General features: G+C 63.0%; 9 protein-coding genes and 1 riboswitch. Of the genes, 4 read left to right on the top strand and 5 right to left on the bottom strand.

Annotation, left to right across the window (positions count from 1 at the left end; all coding sequences use genetic code 11):
- Positions 1-540: 540 nt before the first annotated feature.
- From DBV10_RS14565 to DBV10_RS14555, 3 genes are all read right to left on the bottom strand, one after another.
- Complete coding sequence (locus DBV10_RS14565; RefSeq protein ID WP_124514338.1) at positions 541-2754, bottom strand: hypothetical protein; 2214 nt, start codon at positions 2752-2754, stop codon at positions 541-543.
- 246 nt (positions 2755-3000) lie between these two features.
- Positions 3001-4269 (bottom strand): integrase arm-type DNA-binding domain-containing protein, encoded by a 1269-nt coding sequence (locus DBV10_RS14560; protein ID WP_124514337.1) that lies wholly within the window; start codon positions 4267-4269, stop codon positions 3001-3003.
- 468 nt (positions 4270-4737) lie between these two features.
- The gene (locus tag DBV10_RS14555; RefSeq protein ID WP_124514336.1) at positions 4738-7500 is read right to left on the bottom strand and encodes a DUF349 domain-containing protein; all 2763 of its coding nucleotides are present in this window, start codon (positions 7498-7500) and stop codon (positions 4738-4740) included.
- Between the two features lie 1113 nt (positions 7501-8613).
- Between DBV10_RS14555 and DBV10_RS14545 the strand changes: the two genes are divergently transcribed.
- The 4 genes from DBV10_RS14545 (at position 8614) to DBV10_RS14530 (ending at position 12568) form a co-directional block, all read left to right on the top strand.
- Complete coding sequence (locus tag DBV10_RS14545; protein ID WP_124514334.1) at positions 8614-9453, top strand: lytic transglycosylase domain-containing protein; 840 nt, start codon at positions 8614-8616, stop codon at positions 9451-9453.
- A 51-nt stretch (positions 9454-9504) separates the two neighbouring features.
- Positions 9505-9661, top strand: a riboswitch (ZMP/ZTP riboswitch).
- Positions 9662-9696: 35 nt separating this feature from the next.
- Entirely contained in the window at positions 9697-10941 is a 1245-nt protein-coding gene (gene glyA / locus DBV10_RS14540) for a serine hydroxymethyltransferase (RefSeq protein ID WP_124514333.1), read from the top strand.
- A gap of 21 nt (positions 10942-10962) precedes the next feature.
- Entirely contained in the window at positions 10963-11412 is a 450-nt protein-coding gene (gene nrdR, locus DBV10_RS14535; RefSeq protein ID WP_124514332.1) for a transcriptional regulator NrdR, read from the top strand.
- A gap of 253 nt (positions 11413-11665) precedes the next feature.
- Positions 11666-12568: a DMT family transporter gene (locus DBV10_RS14530; RefSeq protein WP_124514417.1), complete on the top strand. Its 903-nt coding sequence runs from the start codon at positions 11666-11668 to the stop codon at positions 12566-12568.
- 10 nt (positions 12569-12578) lie between these two features.
- On the opposite strand, the gene DBV10_RS14525 is transcribed toward DBV10_RS14530, so the two are convergent.
- Entirely contained in the window at positions 12579-14378 is a 1800-nt protein-coding gene (locus tag DBV10_RS14525) for a bifunctional UDP-sugar hydrolase/5'-nucleotidase (protein WP_199740110.1), read from the bottom strand.
- A gap of 36 nt (positions 14379-14414) precedes the next feature.
- On the bottom strand, positions 14415-15512 hold the full coding sequence (gene aroC, locus DBV10_RS14520; protein WP_124514331.1) for a chorismate synthase: 1098 nt from the start codon (positions 15510-15512) through the stop codon (positions 14415-14417).
- Positions 15513-15584 lie beyond the last annotated feature (72 nt).

The raw sequence follows: 15584 nt of genomic DNA, 5'->3' as shown, positions 1-15584 counted from the left end.
CAGAAACAGCCGTTAAGAAGACGCTGTGCTGATGTTCTTCCCTGGCTGGGACCGAACACCTCGACTGCCAGTTCATACGTATGAACTGGCCGCTCCTTTTCGGGTGTGAGCCGGAGCGCAGGACCTCTTGGCTCCAGTTCATACGTATGAACTGGCTACCCCGCTCCAGGTGCAAACCGAATCGCCAGGTTGAAAAGGCTTCAACTCTTGAGAAGATGAAGCCATGAAGAAGTCGAACAAGTTCTCGCCCGAAGTCCGCGAGCGCACGGTGAACATGGTGCACGAGCACCGTTGGGGTACCTTCTTGCGCCGTGCGGCGTCGGAGTGCGGAACGCCAATCAACCTTAGAAATCAATTAGGCGTAAGTCGTTGTTTCTTTTGACTTCTTGTCAAACTGAGCCATTGGTGTTTAGGTGACTTTGCCACTCTACATTCGTCGGTGCGGTTGTTGCGCCACTACAGTTTAGTGAGTGCGAAGCTCGCTTACAGGGGCAAAAAAATGGACTTATGTCGCCTCAACGCCCGACCACAATGCCTCGTTCAAAGACTGTCCGCCCACACGGCAGCCGTCTGAATGACCTCAACAAACCGCCCGGCAGAGAATCCATCCGGATACAGAGTGTCGTCTTTGCCTGGTTCCGCATGTTCCTCCGCCCCCTGATCAAGGGTCGCATTTCCTGCAAACAGCCTATGCGGGTCATTTAGGAGCCGCCTGTCGTCTCGCAGTGCAATCAGCACCTCTTCCAGAGAGACCTTGAGGAAACCTCGGAACAGTTGGTGATCCCATTCGATCGTTGTATCGACAATCCAAGCCGTGACCGTGGACGGGCTGTTCGCAAGACCAAGCGCAGCCGTCAATTCCATGTCCCGTCCAAGCGCACGCTGGACAGCGGGGACCTTCCTGCTCAACTGCAGACCTGCCTTTCGCAGCGTAGAAGTTCGATGTGCCCACGCCTCCTTCACTGAGCGGCGTTGGTAGGTTGATTTGAGCTCCAAGACAAATACATGCCCGTCTCGGGCACAAATTAAATCGATTTCCCCTGCGTTGGCATCCTCTGTATCCAGTGCGGGGATCTCGTACCCGACGACTACGTGGAATCCACGCTTTCTGAAAAGCGCTCCGAGCCGTTCTTCAATTCGACGGGTCTCTTCCCTGGCTTCATTTCGTCGGGCGCCCAACCGTCGAAGGTTATTGATGACTGCCGCAGAGTTGTTCTGTACAGCCATCATCCAGGGCAGCTGGAGCGAGAGTCGCCCCATTTTGAACAAGGGACGCTCTTGCCAGCGGGGACGCAACGTTGCGTCCCCGTCGCGCAACTGCTTCGCCATCGCAGCCCAGTCACATATCATGAAGTCCAGGATTGCCTCTGCAGATCGTGCGGAGCCACTTGGATGCTCTGCCGTAGCCGTCCAAGGCTTAATGCGATCAACTTTGGCTGCTCGATCCGACCAGGTGAGAGGGAAGCGGTTTTGCATGTCGGGCTGAAGCAAGCCGCAAAATGCCAACCGACCTAAAGCGAGAAAAGAATTTCCTGTCTCGGAAAGGCACTGCTGATAGGGCCTGAGGTAGTCTTCAATGAAAAAGGCCGTCATCATTTCGGCCGCCATCAGCACATGAAAGAGCGCTGCAGATGAGCCAGCGTCTGCTCGCACCTGCTCGGCCATGCCATAGACCTCTTGCAAGCGAAGCCATGTGCCTTTAGCCTTGGCCAGGGCATGAAGATTGGCCTCAAGGTGCGCAGGACTTACGCGGGCGAGCAGGTCAGGATCGGCCATGACGGCATCCATTCCCCGATACAACCAGTACTGGTGCAAAAGGTCGAACTTCTTGCCATCTCGACGCCACGCAGTCTGGGCATCGGCATCCGCATCGACGATCTCAAGGCGATCTCCATTTCGCTCAAATCGAATGGAGTCGTCGTAACTGAAGGCGTCTGCAGATCTATCTTCGAAGGCGTTCAGTTCGACCTGCGCGCCCAACAATTCGAGAAATGCCTGATAGCAATCGTGTCGCGGCCTCTCCCCAGACGGGAATAGAAATGGGATCAGATGCTGCCTCATTGACGAGGCGATAGACATTTCAGTCAACTGCACATCGGACGGATCGCAGTTGGAAAGTTTCCAGGCCAATATGTCGTCGATGGCATCCCACGCTTCCTGAGCATCGGGCATCTCTGGTTGGGACCGACCATAGACCAAGTCTGGTATTCGGTGCTCAAAGGCGAAAAGGCTGGCATAAATCAGCAGATCCAGAGGAGCAAGCTCGGACAAGGGCTTTCGAAGACGCTCCACTTCCTCTTGCCGCACTTGATGGGCTTCCCGGAATATGTGAAACACGCGCTTTAGTTCGGCGAGCGCTTCGTGCTGATTTGTATCCAGCCCGCTGATCTCCAACCAACGCGGTGAATCCTGTCGCATCACAAGGCCAGAGTGGCGAGCAGCCCACACAAGCACGTCGGGAGCAATTGTGGCTACCTGCGCCACGATCTCAGGGAATCCCAACCGGTCTTGCCCAAGGTAACGCGTTAAGGCCAAGCCAAGGGTCTCTTGGCGCCAAACATCTGCGGGCAGGTCCTTCAAAAACTCCGAGTTCCAGAAGGCTGTTTGCCGATCTCCGCCACTCCACTTATGTCTACCTTGACCCGCCGGTTTTCCGTCGAGAAATGCCATCGCCGCTTCGTCCGCTGCGGCTGAGATCGTCATGCCTTTTTCGCGAGCTGCTGAGACCAATTTGTCGTAGTAACGCTCATTCATCACCTCATGCTATCTGGTTGCCATCATGAGTCATGCGAATCGATGCCTTCGGGATGCTGCTCGGCTGCGTACCATCCCTGGAAACTGATGAAGATGTTGGTGATCCGAGCTTCGCGAACGCTGTGCTATGGCTTGCTGGAAGGAAGCTCAAAGAGCTCAACAGGAGGCTTGTTGTCAGCTAAAAAACGTTCGTCAATAGTGGCGAAGCAATCCATTTTTTGTGATATCTCCACGCCACATTCAGACTCAATTCTTCTTGATTAAATCAGCTATCCCAGCGTACTTAGAGATTTTCACTTCACGACTAACTGGAGCTGTCGAGCAATAAATCGCCCAAGCATCCATCAGCTCACGCCGTTTCGCCAACTGCGTGCTGCGCGCATATGCGGCCTCCGCTTTATCTTTAAGTTGATGGGCAAGTGCATTTTCGATCACCTCTTTGGGAAATTGCGTCGTGTCACCAGCCCAGTCACGAAAACTTGAGCGAAAACCGTGAACTGTGATGTCTGTGTGACCCATCCTCCGTAGAATCGAGGTGAGCGTCATATCGGACAAAGGTTTGTTTTCCTTTGTGGCACTTGGAAATATTAGCTCGCAACCTTCCAGTTTTGGAAGGTTGCGAAGCAGATCTAGCGCAGACTTGGAAAGTGGGACGGTATGCTCCTTGCCCGCTTTCATTCGCCCCGCGGGTATGACCCACTCTTTGTGGTCAATATCGATTTCGGACCAGGTTGCCAGCCGAACTTCACCAGAACGAGCGGCCGTCAAAATCGCAAACTCAAGGGCCTTGACCCCCAGCCCCTCTTTCGCGCGGAGTTCCACCATGAAGGACGGCACTGACTGATATGCCAAGGCGCTGAAGTGCTCTACCTTCGCAATCTTCGATGGCTTCGCCAGCAGGGTGTCTAAGTGTCCCCGCCAGCGTGCTGGGTTGTCACCCTGCCGGTACTTGCTGGTGGTGGCCCAAGCCAGCACCGTTTCAATACGACCTCTCAAGCGGGCTGCCGTCTCCGTCTTAGTGGTCCAAATGGGTTGCAAGCACTTCACCACCAGGTCGGTATCAATCGAGTTCACCGGTAGCTTGCCCATCAATGGGTAGGCATAGGTCTCCAGTGTGCTCACCCACTGCGCGATGTGCTTGGGGTTCTTCCACTCATGGCGCTTGGCCTCAATGCAGGCCGCCGCACATTCCTCGAACGTCATTTCGCGGGCCTTCACCAAGCGACGCTCGTTCACTTGAGCACGCCGCACGGCAACAGGATCCACCGGCTCTGTTGGATGATGGACCTGCTGCCTAGCCTGAAGCGCCAACTTCCTAGCTTCCGAAAGCCCGACTGCTGCAAGGCTACCCAGTCCCATGTTTCGACGCTTGCCATCCCTGCCGGTGTACCGAAAAACCCAGGATCGGGAAGTGCCTCGGACAAACAAGTACAGCCCCCCACCGTCCCCGTGCCAACCGTCCTTCAGTTTGGTTAGAACAATTGCCGGCAGTTTGCCGGGCGTGTGCGATCCCACAATGAGCCCTCTGTATACCAATTGCGATGATTTTCAGTATACCTTTTTGTATGCCTTTTTAGTTTAGAAAGAGCCAGATTTTGTTGGACATCAATGGACAAGCCAGGCTGACAAAATTCATACATTTCAATAACTTACAGAACTTCATCGACCACTACTGGACGTCCTTGGCTATGGCGGAGGTAGACGCCCTCTCCGCCATTAATAAATGCCACTGCCATCAAAAGCAGCAGGCAGCACCCAAAAAATCCCCGCACGCCGGGGATTTTTTGTTTCTGCAGCACAAAGCAACCCAGGTACCTGCTACCGGGCTTTGCAAGCGATGCCCATTCCAGGCTCGCCTCAATCTACAGCCAACCGCAGCCACGCCAGCACACCCGGCCCGCACACCCGCCGGCTCAAACCGACGGGTGCACAGCCGTCTTCGGCAGCCCCTGCGGGCCACCGCGTGCACCCACCCTGCTTGTTTTACTTGCGCAGCAGCGTCTTCAGCACGTTCTGCAGGCGCCGGGCGCTTGCGGCATCGCTGGCACTGGCCAGCACCCGCGCGGCATCCTGACCCCAGGTCTGGGCCGGGGCCGGATCGTTGCGGCGCGTCAGCAGCTGCAGCTGCAGCATGCGCCGCGCGGCGATGTACTCTGCAGGCGTGGGGGCTTCGGCCGCCATTTCCATGCGCAGCAGGGCTTCGGATGCATCACCCTGGGGCGCGGCAGACAGCGCCTGGGCCCAAGCGGCGCGCACGGGGGCCGTCACGCGGCCACCGAGGTCTTGCGCACTGGGGACCTGGGCTGGATCGCGCTTGTCCCATGCGGCAAGCAGCTGGGTCAGGGTTTCACCATGGGCCTGGGCTGCCAGCTTTTTCAATGCCAGCTGGGCATGCTCCATGGCGTCGCGCTGCGCCCGGAAAGCCGCATCGCCCAGACGGGGGCCACGGTCTTCGTGGGCAGGACGATCCCCCATGCGGCCGCCACGGTCATTGCGATCACCAAAACGGCCTTCGGCACGTGGACCACGGCCAGCATCACGGTCGCCAGGGCGGCCATCGCGGCGGTCCCCTGGGCGCGCACCACGGCCAGGGGCTGCTGGAGCGTCCTTTTTCATGCCCGGGCGGTCGTCGCCACGCACCGCCACCACAGGGCGGGCCGGCTTGGGAGGCGCCACAGGGGCCGCAGTAGGGGCTGCAGCTTCGCCATCGGCCGTGACTCCATCTGCATCGGCATCCGCCACGGGAGCGTCGCCACCACCGGCCTGCTCTGCAGGCGCGGCAGCGCTTTGCTCCGCCTCCACCTTCTGCGCGGAGGCGACCGCTTCGGCCGCCTGGGCCTGGCCACGCAATGCGGCTTCCAGCGCCTGCACGGCGGCACGGATCTGCTGGGCGTCGCCCGTGGCATTGGCGGCCTCCAGAGCCTTGGAGGCATCCAGCACCGCGCGGTCGCGCGCACTCAGTTCAGTCGCAGCCTTTTCTCGGTCAGCCGACTTGCGGTTGAAGGCCTCGTCAATGGGCTTGCGGAAGGAATCCCACAGCTTTTGCTCGTGCTTGCGATCCAGCGGCACGGCCTGCGCCTCGGCCTGCCAGCGCTGCTGCAGGGCCTTGACGGCATCGATGCGCAGCGTGGGCACTGCACCCAGCGTCGTCGCTTCCTCGATCATGGCGTGGCGGCGGGCCAGACTGTCCTTTTGCGCAGCCTCCAGCGGCGCGGCGGCCAGGGCAATGGCCTGCTTCCACTGCGGCTGCAGTTCGGCAAACAACTTTTCACCCACATGGCCCCCTTCGCGCCAGCGGTCGCCAAACTGGTACAGCGCACGGTTGATACCCTTCCAGTCGGTCGACGCGGCGTGTTCTTGCGCCCACGCCTTGACTTCTTCGATCAACGCCAGGCGCTGCGCCTTGTGCTCAGCCGCTTCGGTGCGGATCTTGTCCAGCCAGGCCTCGACGACCTTGTGCGCGGCGTTGCAGGCCTCGTCAAATTTCTTCCACAGGCCGTGGTTGGGGGCGCCGCCCTGGTCTGCCTGCTTCCATTGGTCCCGCAGATTGCGCAGGGTCTCCTGCATCTTGCGACCCCCCAGGGCCTGGCCTTCGGGTCGATTGAGCAATGCCTCGGCCTTGGCGACGAGGTCTTCGCGCACCTGGTCGGCACTCCAGCGCTGCCAGCCTTCCAGTTCACCGGCCGCCACCAGTGCGGTGTGCACCTGCTGCTCCAGCGCGTTGTCGATGTGCTTGCCATGCACCTTGAGCACGGCCCGCAGGGCGGCTGCGGCGCCGGCACTGGCCTTGCCGTGGCCTTCAGCGGTTTCCTTTTCGAGCGTCGCCAGGGCTTCGCGCACCATCTGCGCAGCCTTCTCCACCACCTCAGGGGCCACCTTGGGCTTAGCAGCGCGCGCTGGCTTGGCCGCAGCCGCCGCAGCGGCGGCCGCTTCGGTTGGCAGGCCCCGCGCGGCACGCAGCTCATCAGCCCACACGGGCACGGGAGGCAGCGGCGCAGCAGCGTCTTCGGCCGCAGCCGCCGCCTGGGCCACAGCGGGCTGGAAGGCGTCCCACACCACCAACAGCTGGGTGCGGGAGGCATCCAGCAGCGGGGGGAAGCGGGCTTCCACGCTCGCCCAGCTGGCGTCGCCTGTCAGTTCCTGGGCCTGCTCCTGCCAGCGTGCGACGTCGGCGCGCAGCAGCTCCAGTGCGGCGTGGGCATCGCGCCAGGGCTTGGTCGAGAGCACTTCAATGCGCTGGGCCAGCAGCACGGCAGCTTCGCGCTGCACCTGCACGCGGTGCTGCAGGTCCTCGATGACCTTCACGCGATCAGCAACCTGCACCTTGAGCAGCGACAGGGGCTCCCGCGACAGGGGGGCACCGGCCTTGGCCGCATCGCGCTGCCAGGCCAGGGCGTCTGCAATATTGAGCTTGGGGGCTGCCAGCAGCGCCTGGGCCTTCTCGGCCCATTCGGCGGCGATGGCTTCTTGCCCCTTGGCACGGCGGATTTCATCCAGGCGCTCGCGCACCGCACGGGCGGCCCCCTTGTCCCGGCCGCTCAGCTCCTTGAAGACTTCCTGCAGCTGCTCGGGCGCGGGCTGGGTGGCCAGCCAGTCACGGATGCGGGAGGCGCGCTCACCAGAGGTGGCGGCAGAAAAAGCACCACCGGTCAACGCATCAAGCGGATGCAGCTCTTGGGTTTTGGCCGGGGCCGGATTCACTTCAGGTGCGTCGGACATTTTGCTGCGGGAAAAAAATGGAAACATGGATCCAATGGATAACGAAGGCGCCCTCAAGGCGCATTGCCAAAAGAGGACCTGCCACGACAAACGCACTGCATGCGCGCCGAGGCAACAAAGGGGCTATTTTCACCGGGTTCTGAGCGGGCACCTTTGCGAGCGCCACACCAACCTTCAACAGGTGATCTGGCACAAGACGTGGACAGGCGGCAGACAGGCTGCGGCCCCTCCATGGGAGTCACGCCCTACTGCGGGCGAACAGTCGCCCCACCAGGGACAGCCCCCATTATCTATATATAGACGCCAATGCCCAATGGCCAAGGGATCCCCTGCACGAATCGAGCGGCAAGTGGGCGCTGCGGATCGGGATGGGCTGCAAGGCGCAAAACGCAGCAATAGCCTTGGCTATTGCGAGTATTTGCAACGCCGCAGACCGCCCGAGACCGCAGATGCACACGGCGCGGTGATTTGTGCAGAGGATCCCAAGGGTGAAGCGCAAACAAGAAAGCCCGGCGAACAGGGCCTCATGGCCTGCCCGCCGGGCTTGACGGCTGACACAACGGTCTTTGCCATCGGTCGCGATACGGAGATGAAGGTCCGTATGGCGAGGAGGCAAGGTATTGCCTCCAGGGGTTGCCTTAGAAGCGGCATCTGCTGCACCTTGGCACTGCGTGCCCTCGGAGGGAGACTTCACTTCGTCTGGCGATGCCTGAAATCTACAGGCGCCTCTACCTTACCAAAGTCATCCGCCAGACTCAAATCGGATTCTCAATGACAGCCAGACGACCGATTGAATTTGACATGAGGGTGTCACAGCAACCGTCCGCACCAGGCGCGTTCACCTCCCCACAAAGCCCCTGAAACTGTGGTTTTTTACATATTTTTCATAACTTAAGTGTATAAAAATATCAATTGTTAGTATTGACTATGCATTTAGTGACCTCCTAGAATCCGCCAGCCCCGAAAACGGGCTAGTAAAAACCCCAACCCGCTGCCGACCCCGGCTAAGTCAAACCAGGCACCAAGCACTCCACAGACGTGCAGCCCGGTCTTGATGGCGAACCAATCCAGGCGATTTGCCGGGAAGGCGCAGTCCCATCGACTGCCTGCTTTCCCGTCCCGCCTCAGAAAGGAAGAGCTATGACAGCGTCAGGAAAAATAGTCTCCGGCGTGCGAACCTTCGCGGCCGACGTGACCGAAGGTTTTCTTGAAATCACCCACAACAGCTTTGCCCTCATCGGCCTGGCCGTTGCCTTTGTCATCATTGCCCTCACCGCCCGGCCCGATCTGCGCCAGGCAGGAGAAGAGCAGCTCATCGGCTGGCTGCAAGCCCGCCAGGTGGAAATGCTCGGCATGCCCATCGAGCCCGAAGCCAGCGAGCGCGCCACGGCAGGCAACCCCAAGGACCTGCCCAAGGAGCAGGCTGCGGTGGCCTTCTGGCTGAGCAAGAAGTACCGCGTGGCCCCCGAGCCGCTCAGCGTGCTCGTGGCCGAGGCCTATGACATCGGCACCCGCGCCAAGATCGACCCCACGCTGATCCTGGCCATCATGGCCATCGAGTCGAGCTTCAACCCGTTTGCGGAAAGCGCCGTGGGTGCCCAAGGGCTCATGCAGGTGATGACCCGCGTGCACACCGACAAGTACCAGAATTTCGGCGGCCACTTTGCGGCCTTCGACCCCGTGAGCAATCTGCGCGTGGGCGTCAAGGTCCTGCAGGAATGCATTGCACGCGCCGGCTCGATCGAAGGCGGTCTGCGCTACTACGTGGGCGCAGCCAACATGGCCGACGATGGCGGCTACGCAGCCAAGGTGATGGCTGAGCATTTCCGCCTGCGCCAGGTGGCCGGTGGACGGGCGATGCCGATCACGCCCGCGCCCTCGCTGTCCACCCAGGCCCCCGTGCAAAGCATCCCGGCGGCCGCGCCACGGGCCACGCCACCTGCGGCCACAGACAAGGTGGCCCTGCTTTCGGGCCTCTGAAAATTGCACCGCGCGTCCCCACGAAGGATGCTCCACCACGTCGGCTACACTAGCGGGGTACGCGACTGGCGATAGGCGCTGCATCCGACACACAGGGTGCTGCCGCTGACGTGGAAACCAGCAAGGGCTTGCCTCTTGTGAACCACTGGGAAGCGTGCCGCACGGGGTCCATTCCTTCTGCGTTCCGCCGTTCGCCTGGGCAGCCCTTGTTTCAAGGGACACAAGTTCATAGGACTGCCAATCATGTACGACCGCAATATTCTTGTCGAACAAACCGACCCCGAGCTGTTTGCCGCCATCCAGGCTGAAAACGCCCGGCAAGAGCACCACATCGAGCTGATCGCCAGCGAGAACTACGCCTCCCCCGCCGTGATGTGGGCGCAAGGCACCCAGCTGACCAACAAGTACGCCGAGGGCTACCCCGGCAAGCGCTACTACGGTGGCTGCGAACATGTGGACGTGGCCGAGCAACTGGCCATCGACCGCGTCAAGAAGATCTTTGGCGCCGATGCCGCCAACGTGCAGCCCCATTGCGGCGCGTCGGCCAATGAGGCCGTGTTCCTGGCCTTCCTCAAGCCTGGCGACACCATCATGGGCATGAGCCTGGCCGAAGGCGGCCACCTGACGCACGGCATGCCGCTGAACATGTCGGGCAAGTGGTTCAACGTGGTCAGCTACGGTCTGGACAAGAACGAAGCCATTGACTACGACGCGATGGAAGCCAAGGCCCGCGAGCACAAGCCCAAGCTGATCGTGGCCGGTGCATCCGCCTACAGCCTGCACATCGACTTCGCCCGCTTCGCCAAGATCGCCAAGGAAATCGGCGCCATCTTCATGGTGGACATGGCCCACTACGCGGGCCTGATCGCCGCCGGCGTGTACCCCAACCCCGTGCCCCATGCCGACGTGGTCACCTCCACCACGCACAAGAGCCTGCGCGGCCCGCGCGGCGGCATCATCCTGATGAAGGCCGAGCACGAGAAGGCCATCAACAGCGCCATCTTCCCCGGCCTGCAAGGCGGCCCGCTGATGCACGTGATCGCGGCCAAGGCCGTGGCCTTCAAGGAAGCGCTGCAGCCCGAGTTCAAGACCTACCAGGAACAGGTGGCCAAGAACGCCAAGGTGGTGGCCGAGACGCTGACCGCACGCGGCCTGCGCATCGTGTCGGGCGGCACACAAAGCCACGTGATGCTGGTTGACCTGCGCGCCAAGGGCATCACCGGCAAGGAAGCCGAGGCCGTGCTGGGCGCCGCCCACATGACCATCAACAAGAACGCGATCCCCAACGACCCTGAAAAGCCGATGGTGACCAGCGGCGTGCGCATTGGCGCCCCCGCCATGACCACGCGCGGCTTCAAGGAAGAGGAAGCCCGCATCACGGCGAACCTGATCGCCGACGTGCTGGACAACCCGCGCGACGAAGCCAACATCGCCGCCGTGCGCGCCAAGGTCAACGCCCTGACCGCACGCTTCCCGGTCTACCGTTAAGCAAGCCGGTTCTCAGCGCCCATGAAGTGCCCCTTCTGCAGCCACCTCGAAACGCAAGTCGTCGAAACGCGGGTGTCTGAGGATGGGGTCTTCATCCGCCGCCGCCGCCAGTGCGGTGCCTGCGACAAGCGCTTCACCACCTACGAACGGCCGGAAGTGAACTTCCCGGCCATCGTCAAAAAGGATGGCCGCCGCATCGAGTACGAGCGTGGCAAGCTGCTCGCGTCGTTCAACCTGGCGCTGCGCAAGCGACCCGTGAGCACCGATCAGATCGACAGCGCCATCGAGCGCATCGAGGAAAAGCTGCTCAACCTGGGCCAGCGCGAAGTGCTTTCCAGCCGCATCGGCGAGCTGGTGATGCGCGAGCTCAAGAAGCTCGACAAGATCGCCTACATCCGCTTTGCCAGCGTATACCGCAGCTTTGAAGACATCGACGACTTCCGCGCGATGGTCGATGAAGTGCGCAAGTAGCCACCGAAGTAGCCCTCGGGCTTTTTGAGCCCTGCGTGCCCGCGCACCAAGCGCTAACAGCTATCAATTAAATAGCAATCCGAAGCACAACCGCCTTCCGCGCCTGTTCTGCAGGCAGCAGTGTCACCCAGGCTACACGGCTTGGCGCTCCTGAAACAATAGCTGCCAGGGCTTTCTGTAATTGCGCAAACGGCATTTTTTGCTTAAAAGTCTTCAAAACCACAAGCTGCAGGCCCCGCGCCGGTGCCCGACAATCCTTGCGGTGAAAACCCGCCACTTCCTGCAGCTGGTGCTGCTGTCTGCCCTGTGGGGCGCCTCGTTCCTCTTCATCCGCATTGCCAGCCCCGTGCTGGGCCCCAACGTGATGGCGGCCCTGCGCATTGGCCTGGCCACGCTGACGCTGATCGGCATCATGCGGGTCGCCAACGAGTCCTGGCCCTGGCGCCATTGGCGCGAGCTGTTCGGGCTGGGCACGCTCACCGTCGCCCTGCCCTTCTTGCTGTACGCCTGGGCCGCCCTGCATTTGCCGGCGGGCTACAGCTCGCTGCTCAACACCATGGCCGTGCCGTTTGGCGTGATCGCCGCCGCCTGGATGAAGGAGGACACGCTGAGCGCGCGCAAGTGGCTGGGCTGCCTCTGCGGCTTTGCGGGCGTGGCGCTCATCGTGCAGCTGGGCCCTGTGCAGCCCACGCCCGCCCTGTTGCTGGCGGCGGCGGCCTGCGTGACGGCATCGGCTTGCTATGGCATCTCGACCACCTGGATGAAGCGCGCCACCCAACGCATGTCCCCGCTGTCGATTGCGGCGGGCATCCATGCCGCCGCCCTGGTGCTGTTGCTGCCGGGCGCTGCCTGGAGCCTGCCCGAGGCGCGCTTCACGCCGGGCGCACTGGCCGCCGTGGCCGTGATGGGCATCGTGACCTCGGGCCTGGCCTACTGGCTCAACCTGCGGGTGCTCAAGCATGTCTCGCCCGTGGCCGCCATGAGTTCGGCCTTCATGATCCCGCTGTTTGGCGTGGCCTGGGGCCATGTGTTCCTGGGCGAGGCCCTGGGGCCAGGCATGCTCTGGGGCGGCACACTGGTGCTGGTGGCGACCGGACTGGTCACCGGGTTCAACCCGCTGCAGTGGCTGGGGGCGCTGCGCCGCCGCAGCGGCTGACCCGCCCGCCTCAGCGGGCCACGCGCGTGATGCGGTCGGTGGCAGGCGGAGCCACCGGGCTTTGCTGGCGGAAGTAGGCCTCCAGCGCATCCAGGTCCAGCGCCCCCACGCGCCGGTCCAGGCCCTGGGTCAGCACCGTGAAGTTGTCGCCACCGCTGTCCAGAAAGCTGCTCATGACCACGCGCACCGGTTGCGCGTCTGTCAGTGGCGTGCCGTTCAGCACCATGTGGCTGATGCGCGCACCAGCGGGCTGGCCCAGGTCGTAGCGGTAACTGAACCCGCTGGACACCGACAGCACCCGGGGCCGCTGCACGCTGTTGCCGCCGCTGGCGAATTGCTGCTCCAGCACGGCACGGATCTGCGCCCCGGTAAAGCTGCGCACCACCAGCTGGTTGCCAAAGGGCTGCACTGCATACAGCTGGCCGTAACGCACCAGCCCCTGCCCATCCGGCACCAGGTCAGCGCGCAGGCCGCCGGGGTTCATGAGGGACAGCTGCGCGCCGCCGTCTTCGGGCGCCCGCGTGGCCTGCAGCTGGGCGTCGGCCACCAGGTTGCCCAATGCGCTCTCCAACGCCGCATTGGGCTGGCGCCGCATGGGCCCCTTCGCCTGCCCCACGGGCCGCTGGGCCAGGGGCACGGCGGCCGCGCGGTAGGTGTCGATGATTTTCTGCACGCCCGCATCGGCAGGGAACGCCGGCACGGCCGTGGTCATGGGCACGGCCCCCTGGGCGCCGGTGAAGGCCTCGCCCTGCACCACCACGTTGCGCGCCGTCTTGCGCACCACGCGGCGGGTGTGCGTGTCCACGCGCAGCTGGATGTCGGTGAGCAGCGTTCCGTACTGGCCCGCACTGGTCAGCAGAAAGGGCTTGGCCGGGTTCACGCGGCTGTAGTCGCACACATAGGCCTGGTGCGTGTGGCCGGAGACCACCACGTCCACGGCCGGGTCCAGGCGCTCCAGGATGGGCACGATGTCGCCCGACAGGCCTGCGCAGCTGGTCTCCTGTACGCCGGCGGTGGTGCTGCCCCCTTCGTGGATGGCCACCACAATCACGTCCGCACCCTGGGCCTTGAGCTGCGGAATCAACGCGTTGGCCGTGGCGGCCTCGTCCTCGAACCGCAGCCCCGCCACGCCCGAGGGGCTGACCATGGTGGGCGTGGCCTGCAGCGTGAGGCCGATGAAACCCATGGTGACGGTGACCCCCCCTTCGGTAAACCGCTTGAGCCCCGTGGCCGGCAGCAGGGTGCGGCCGTCTTCGCGCACCGTGTTGGCGGCCAGCAGGCCAAACTTCGCGCCCTCAAAAGGCTTGCTGATGCGGCAAGGCTCGCGGGTCGTGAATTTTTCGCAGCCCCCCTGCTGCAACCGCAGCAGCTCGCGCCAGCCCCGGTCGAACTCGTGGTTGCCCACCGCATTGAAGTCGATCTGCATGCGGTTGACCGCCTCGATCGTGGGCTCGTCCAGGAAGAGCGACGACACCAGCGGCGAGGCGCCCACCATGTCGCCCGCCGACACCACCGCGTGGTGCCGGGACTGGGCCTTGAGGGCGGCCATGGCGCTGGCGAAATACGCCATGCCCCCGGCAGGCGCCAGCACCGGGCCCGCGGGCCCCTGCACCTGGTGCGCCATGTGCGGCGGCTCCAGGTTGCCGTGCAAGTCGTTGAAGCCGATGAGGGTGATGTCGATGTGGGACGGCGCACCGCCCGCATCACCCGATGCAGGCGCGGGTGCCATCGTGCTGCTGCAGCCCACCAGCGACAGCACCCCGGTGGCGAGCGCCAGGCTGCCAACGGCCTTGAACAAGCGGTTGCTCATAGCGAGTGACCGCCTCCAGGGCGGCAAAAAAGGGGATTACAGAAACGAAGCCTGGATGGGCGGCACGGGCGGCACCACGTCGCCGCACTGGGCGCGGTGGCGCAGGGCGTGGTCCATCACCACCAGCGCCAGCAGGGCTTCGGCAATAGGCGCGGCCCGGATGCCCACGCAGGGGTCGTGGCGGCCCTTGGTGATGACCTCGGTGCTCTTGCCATGGATGTCGATGGACTCGCGCGGGCTGATGATGGAACTGGTGGGCTTGATGGCAATACTCACCTCCAGGTCCTGGCCGGTGCTGATGCCGCCGAGCACGCCCCCCGCGTTGTTGGTGCGAAAGCCCTGGGGCGTCATCGAATCGCCGTGCATCGTGCCCCGGTGGGCCACGCTGGCAAAGCCAGCGCCAATCTCCACGCCCTTCACCGCATTCAGGCCCATCAGGGCGTGGGCGATATCGGCGTCGAGCTTGTCATAGAGCGGCTCGCCCAGGCCCACCGGCACGCCGGTGGCCTGCACGCGAATGCGGGCACCGCATGAATCGCCGGCCTTGCGCAGGGCGTCCATGTAGTCCTCGTACTGCTGCACATCGGCCACGGGGGCAAAGAAGGGGTTGCTGCGCACATGCTCCCAGCTCTCGAACGGGATGGGCAGCTCGCCCAGCTGCGTCATGCAGGCGCGGAACTGCGCGCCGTACTGCTGGGCCAGCCACTTCTTGGCCACGGCGCCAGCGGCCACCGTGGGCGCCGTCAGGCGGGCCGACGACCGGCCGCCACCGCGCGGGTCGCGGATGCCGTACTTGTGCCAGTAGGTGTAGTCGGCGTGGCCGGGGCGGAAGCTCTCGGCGATGTTGCTGTAGTCCTTGCTGCGCTGGTCGGTGTTGCGGATCAGCAGGGCGATCGGCGTGCCGGTGGTCTTGCCCTCGTACACGCCGGAGAGGATTTCCACCGCATCGGGCTCGTTGCGCTGCGTGACATGGCGGCTGGTGCCGGGACGACGGCGGTCCAGGTCGGCCTGGATGTCGGCCTCGGAGAGCGGCATGCCCGGCGGGCAGCCGTCGATCACGCAGCCAATGGCCGGGCCGTGGGATTCACCAAAATTGGTGACTGCGAATAGGGTACCGATGGTGTTGCCGCTCATGGCGCCGGATTATCCCAGACCCGTTGGCCCCCCAGGGCCTGCCGACGCGCGTGCCGTGCCTGCAGTGCACGC

The organism is Acidovorax sp. FJL06 (genome assembly GCF_003852545.1).
Taxonomy (GTDB): domain Bacteria; phylum Pseudomonadota; class Gammaproteobacteria; order Burkholderiales; family Burkholderiaceae_C; genus Acidovorax.
This window is presented reverse-complemented; position numbering and strand designations above follow the sequence as displayed.

Excerpts from the sequence above, each read along its gene's own strand:
- glyA (WP_124514333.1), top strand. The coding sequence starts at position 9,697 with ATGTACGACCGCAATATTCTTGTCGAACAAACCGACCCCGAGCTGTTT.
- aroC (WP_124514331.1), bottom strand. The coding sequence starts at position 15,512 with ATGAGCGGCAACACCATCGGTACCCTATTCGCAGTCACCAATTTTGGT.
- DBV10_RS14555 (WP_124514336.1), bottom strand. The coding sequence starts at position 7,500 with ATGTTTCCATTTTTTTCCCGCAGCAAAATGTCCGACGCACCTGAAGTG.
- DBV10_RS14565 (WP_124514338.1), bottom strand. The coding sequence starts at position 2,754 with ATGAATGAGCGTTACTACGACAAATTGGTCTCAGCAGCTCGCGAAAAA.
- DBV10_RS14525 (WP_199740110.1), bottom strand. The coding sequence starts at position 14,378 with ATGAGCAACCGCTTGTTCAAGGCCGTTGGCAGCCTGGCGCTCGCCACC.
- DBV10_RS14545 (WP_124514334.1), top strand. The coding sequence starts at position 8,614 with ATGACAGCGTCAGGAAAAATAGTCTCCGGCGTGCGAACCTTCGCGGCC.
- nrdR (WP_124514332.1), top strand. The coding sequence starts at position 10,963 with ATGAAGTGCCCCTTCTGCAGCCACCTCGAAACGCAAGTCGTCGAAACG.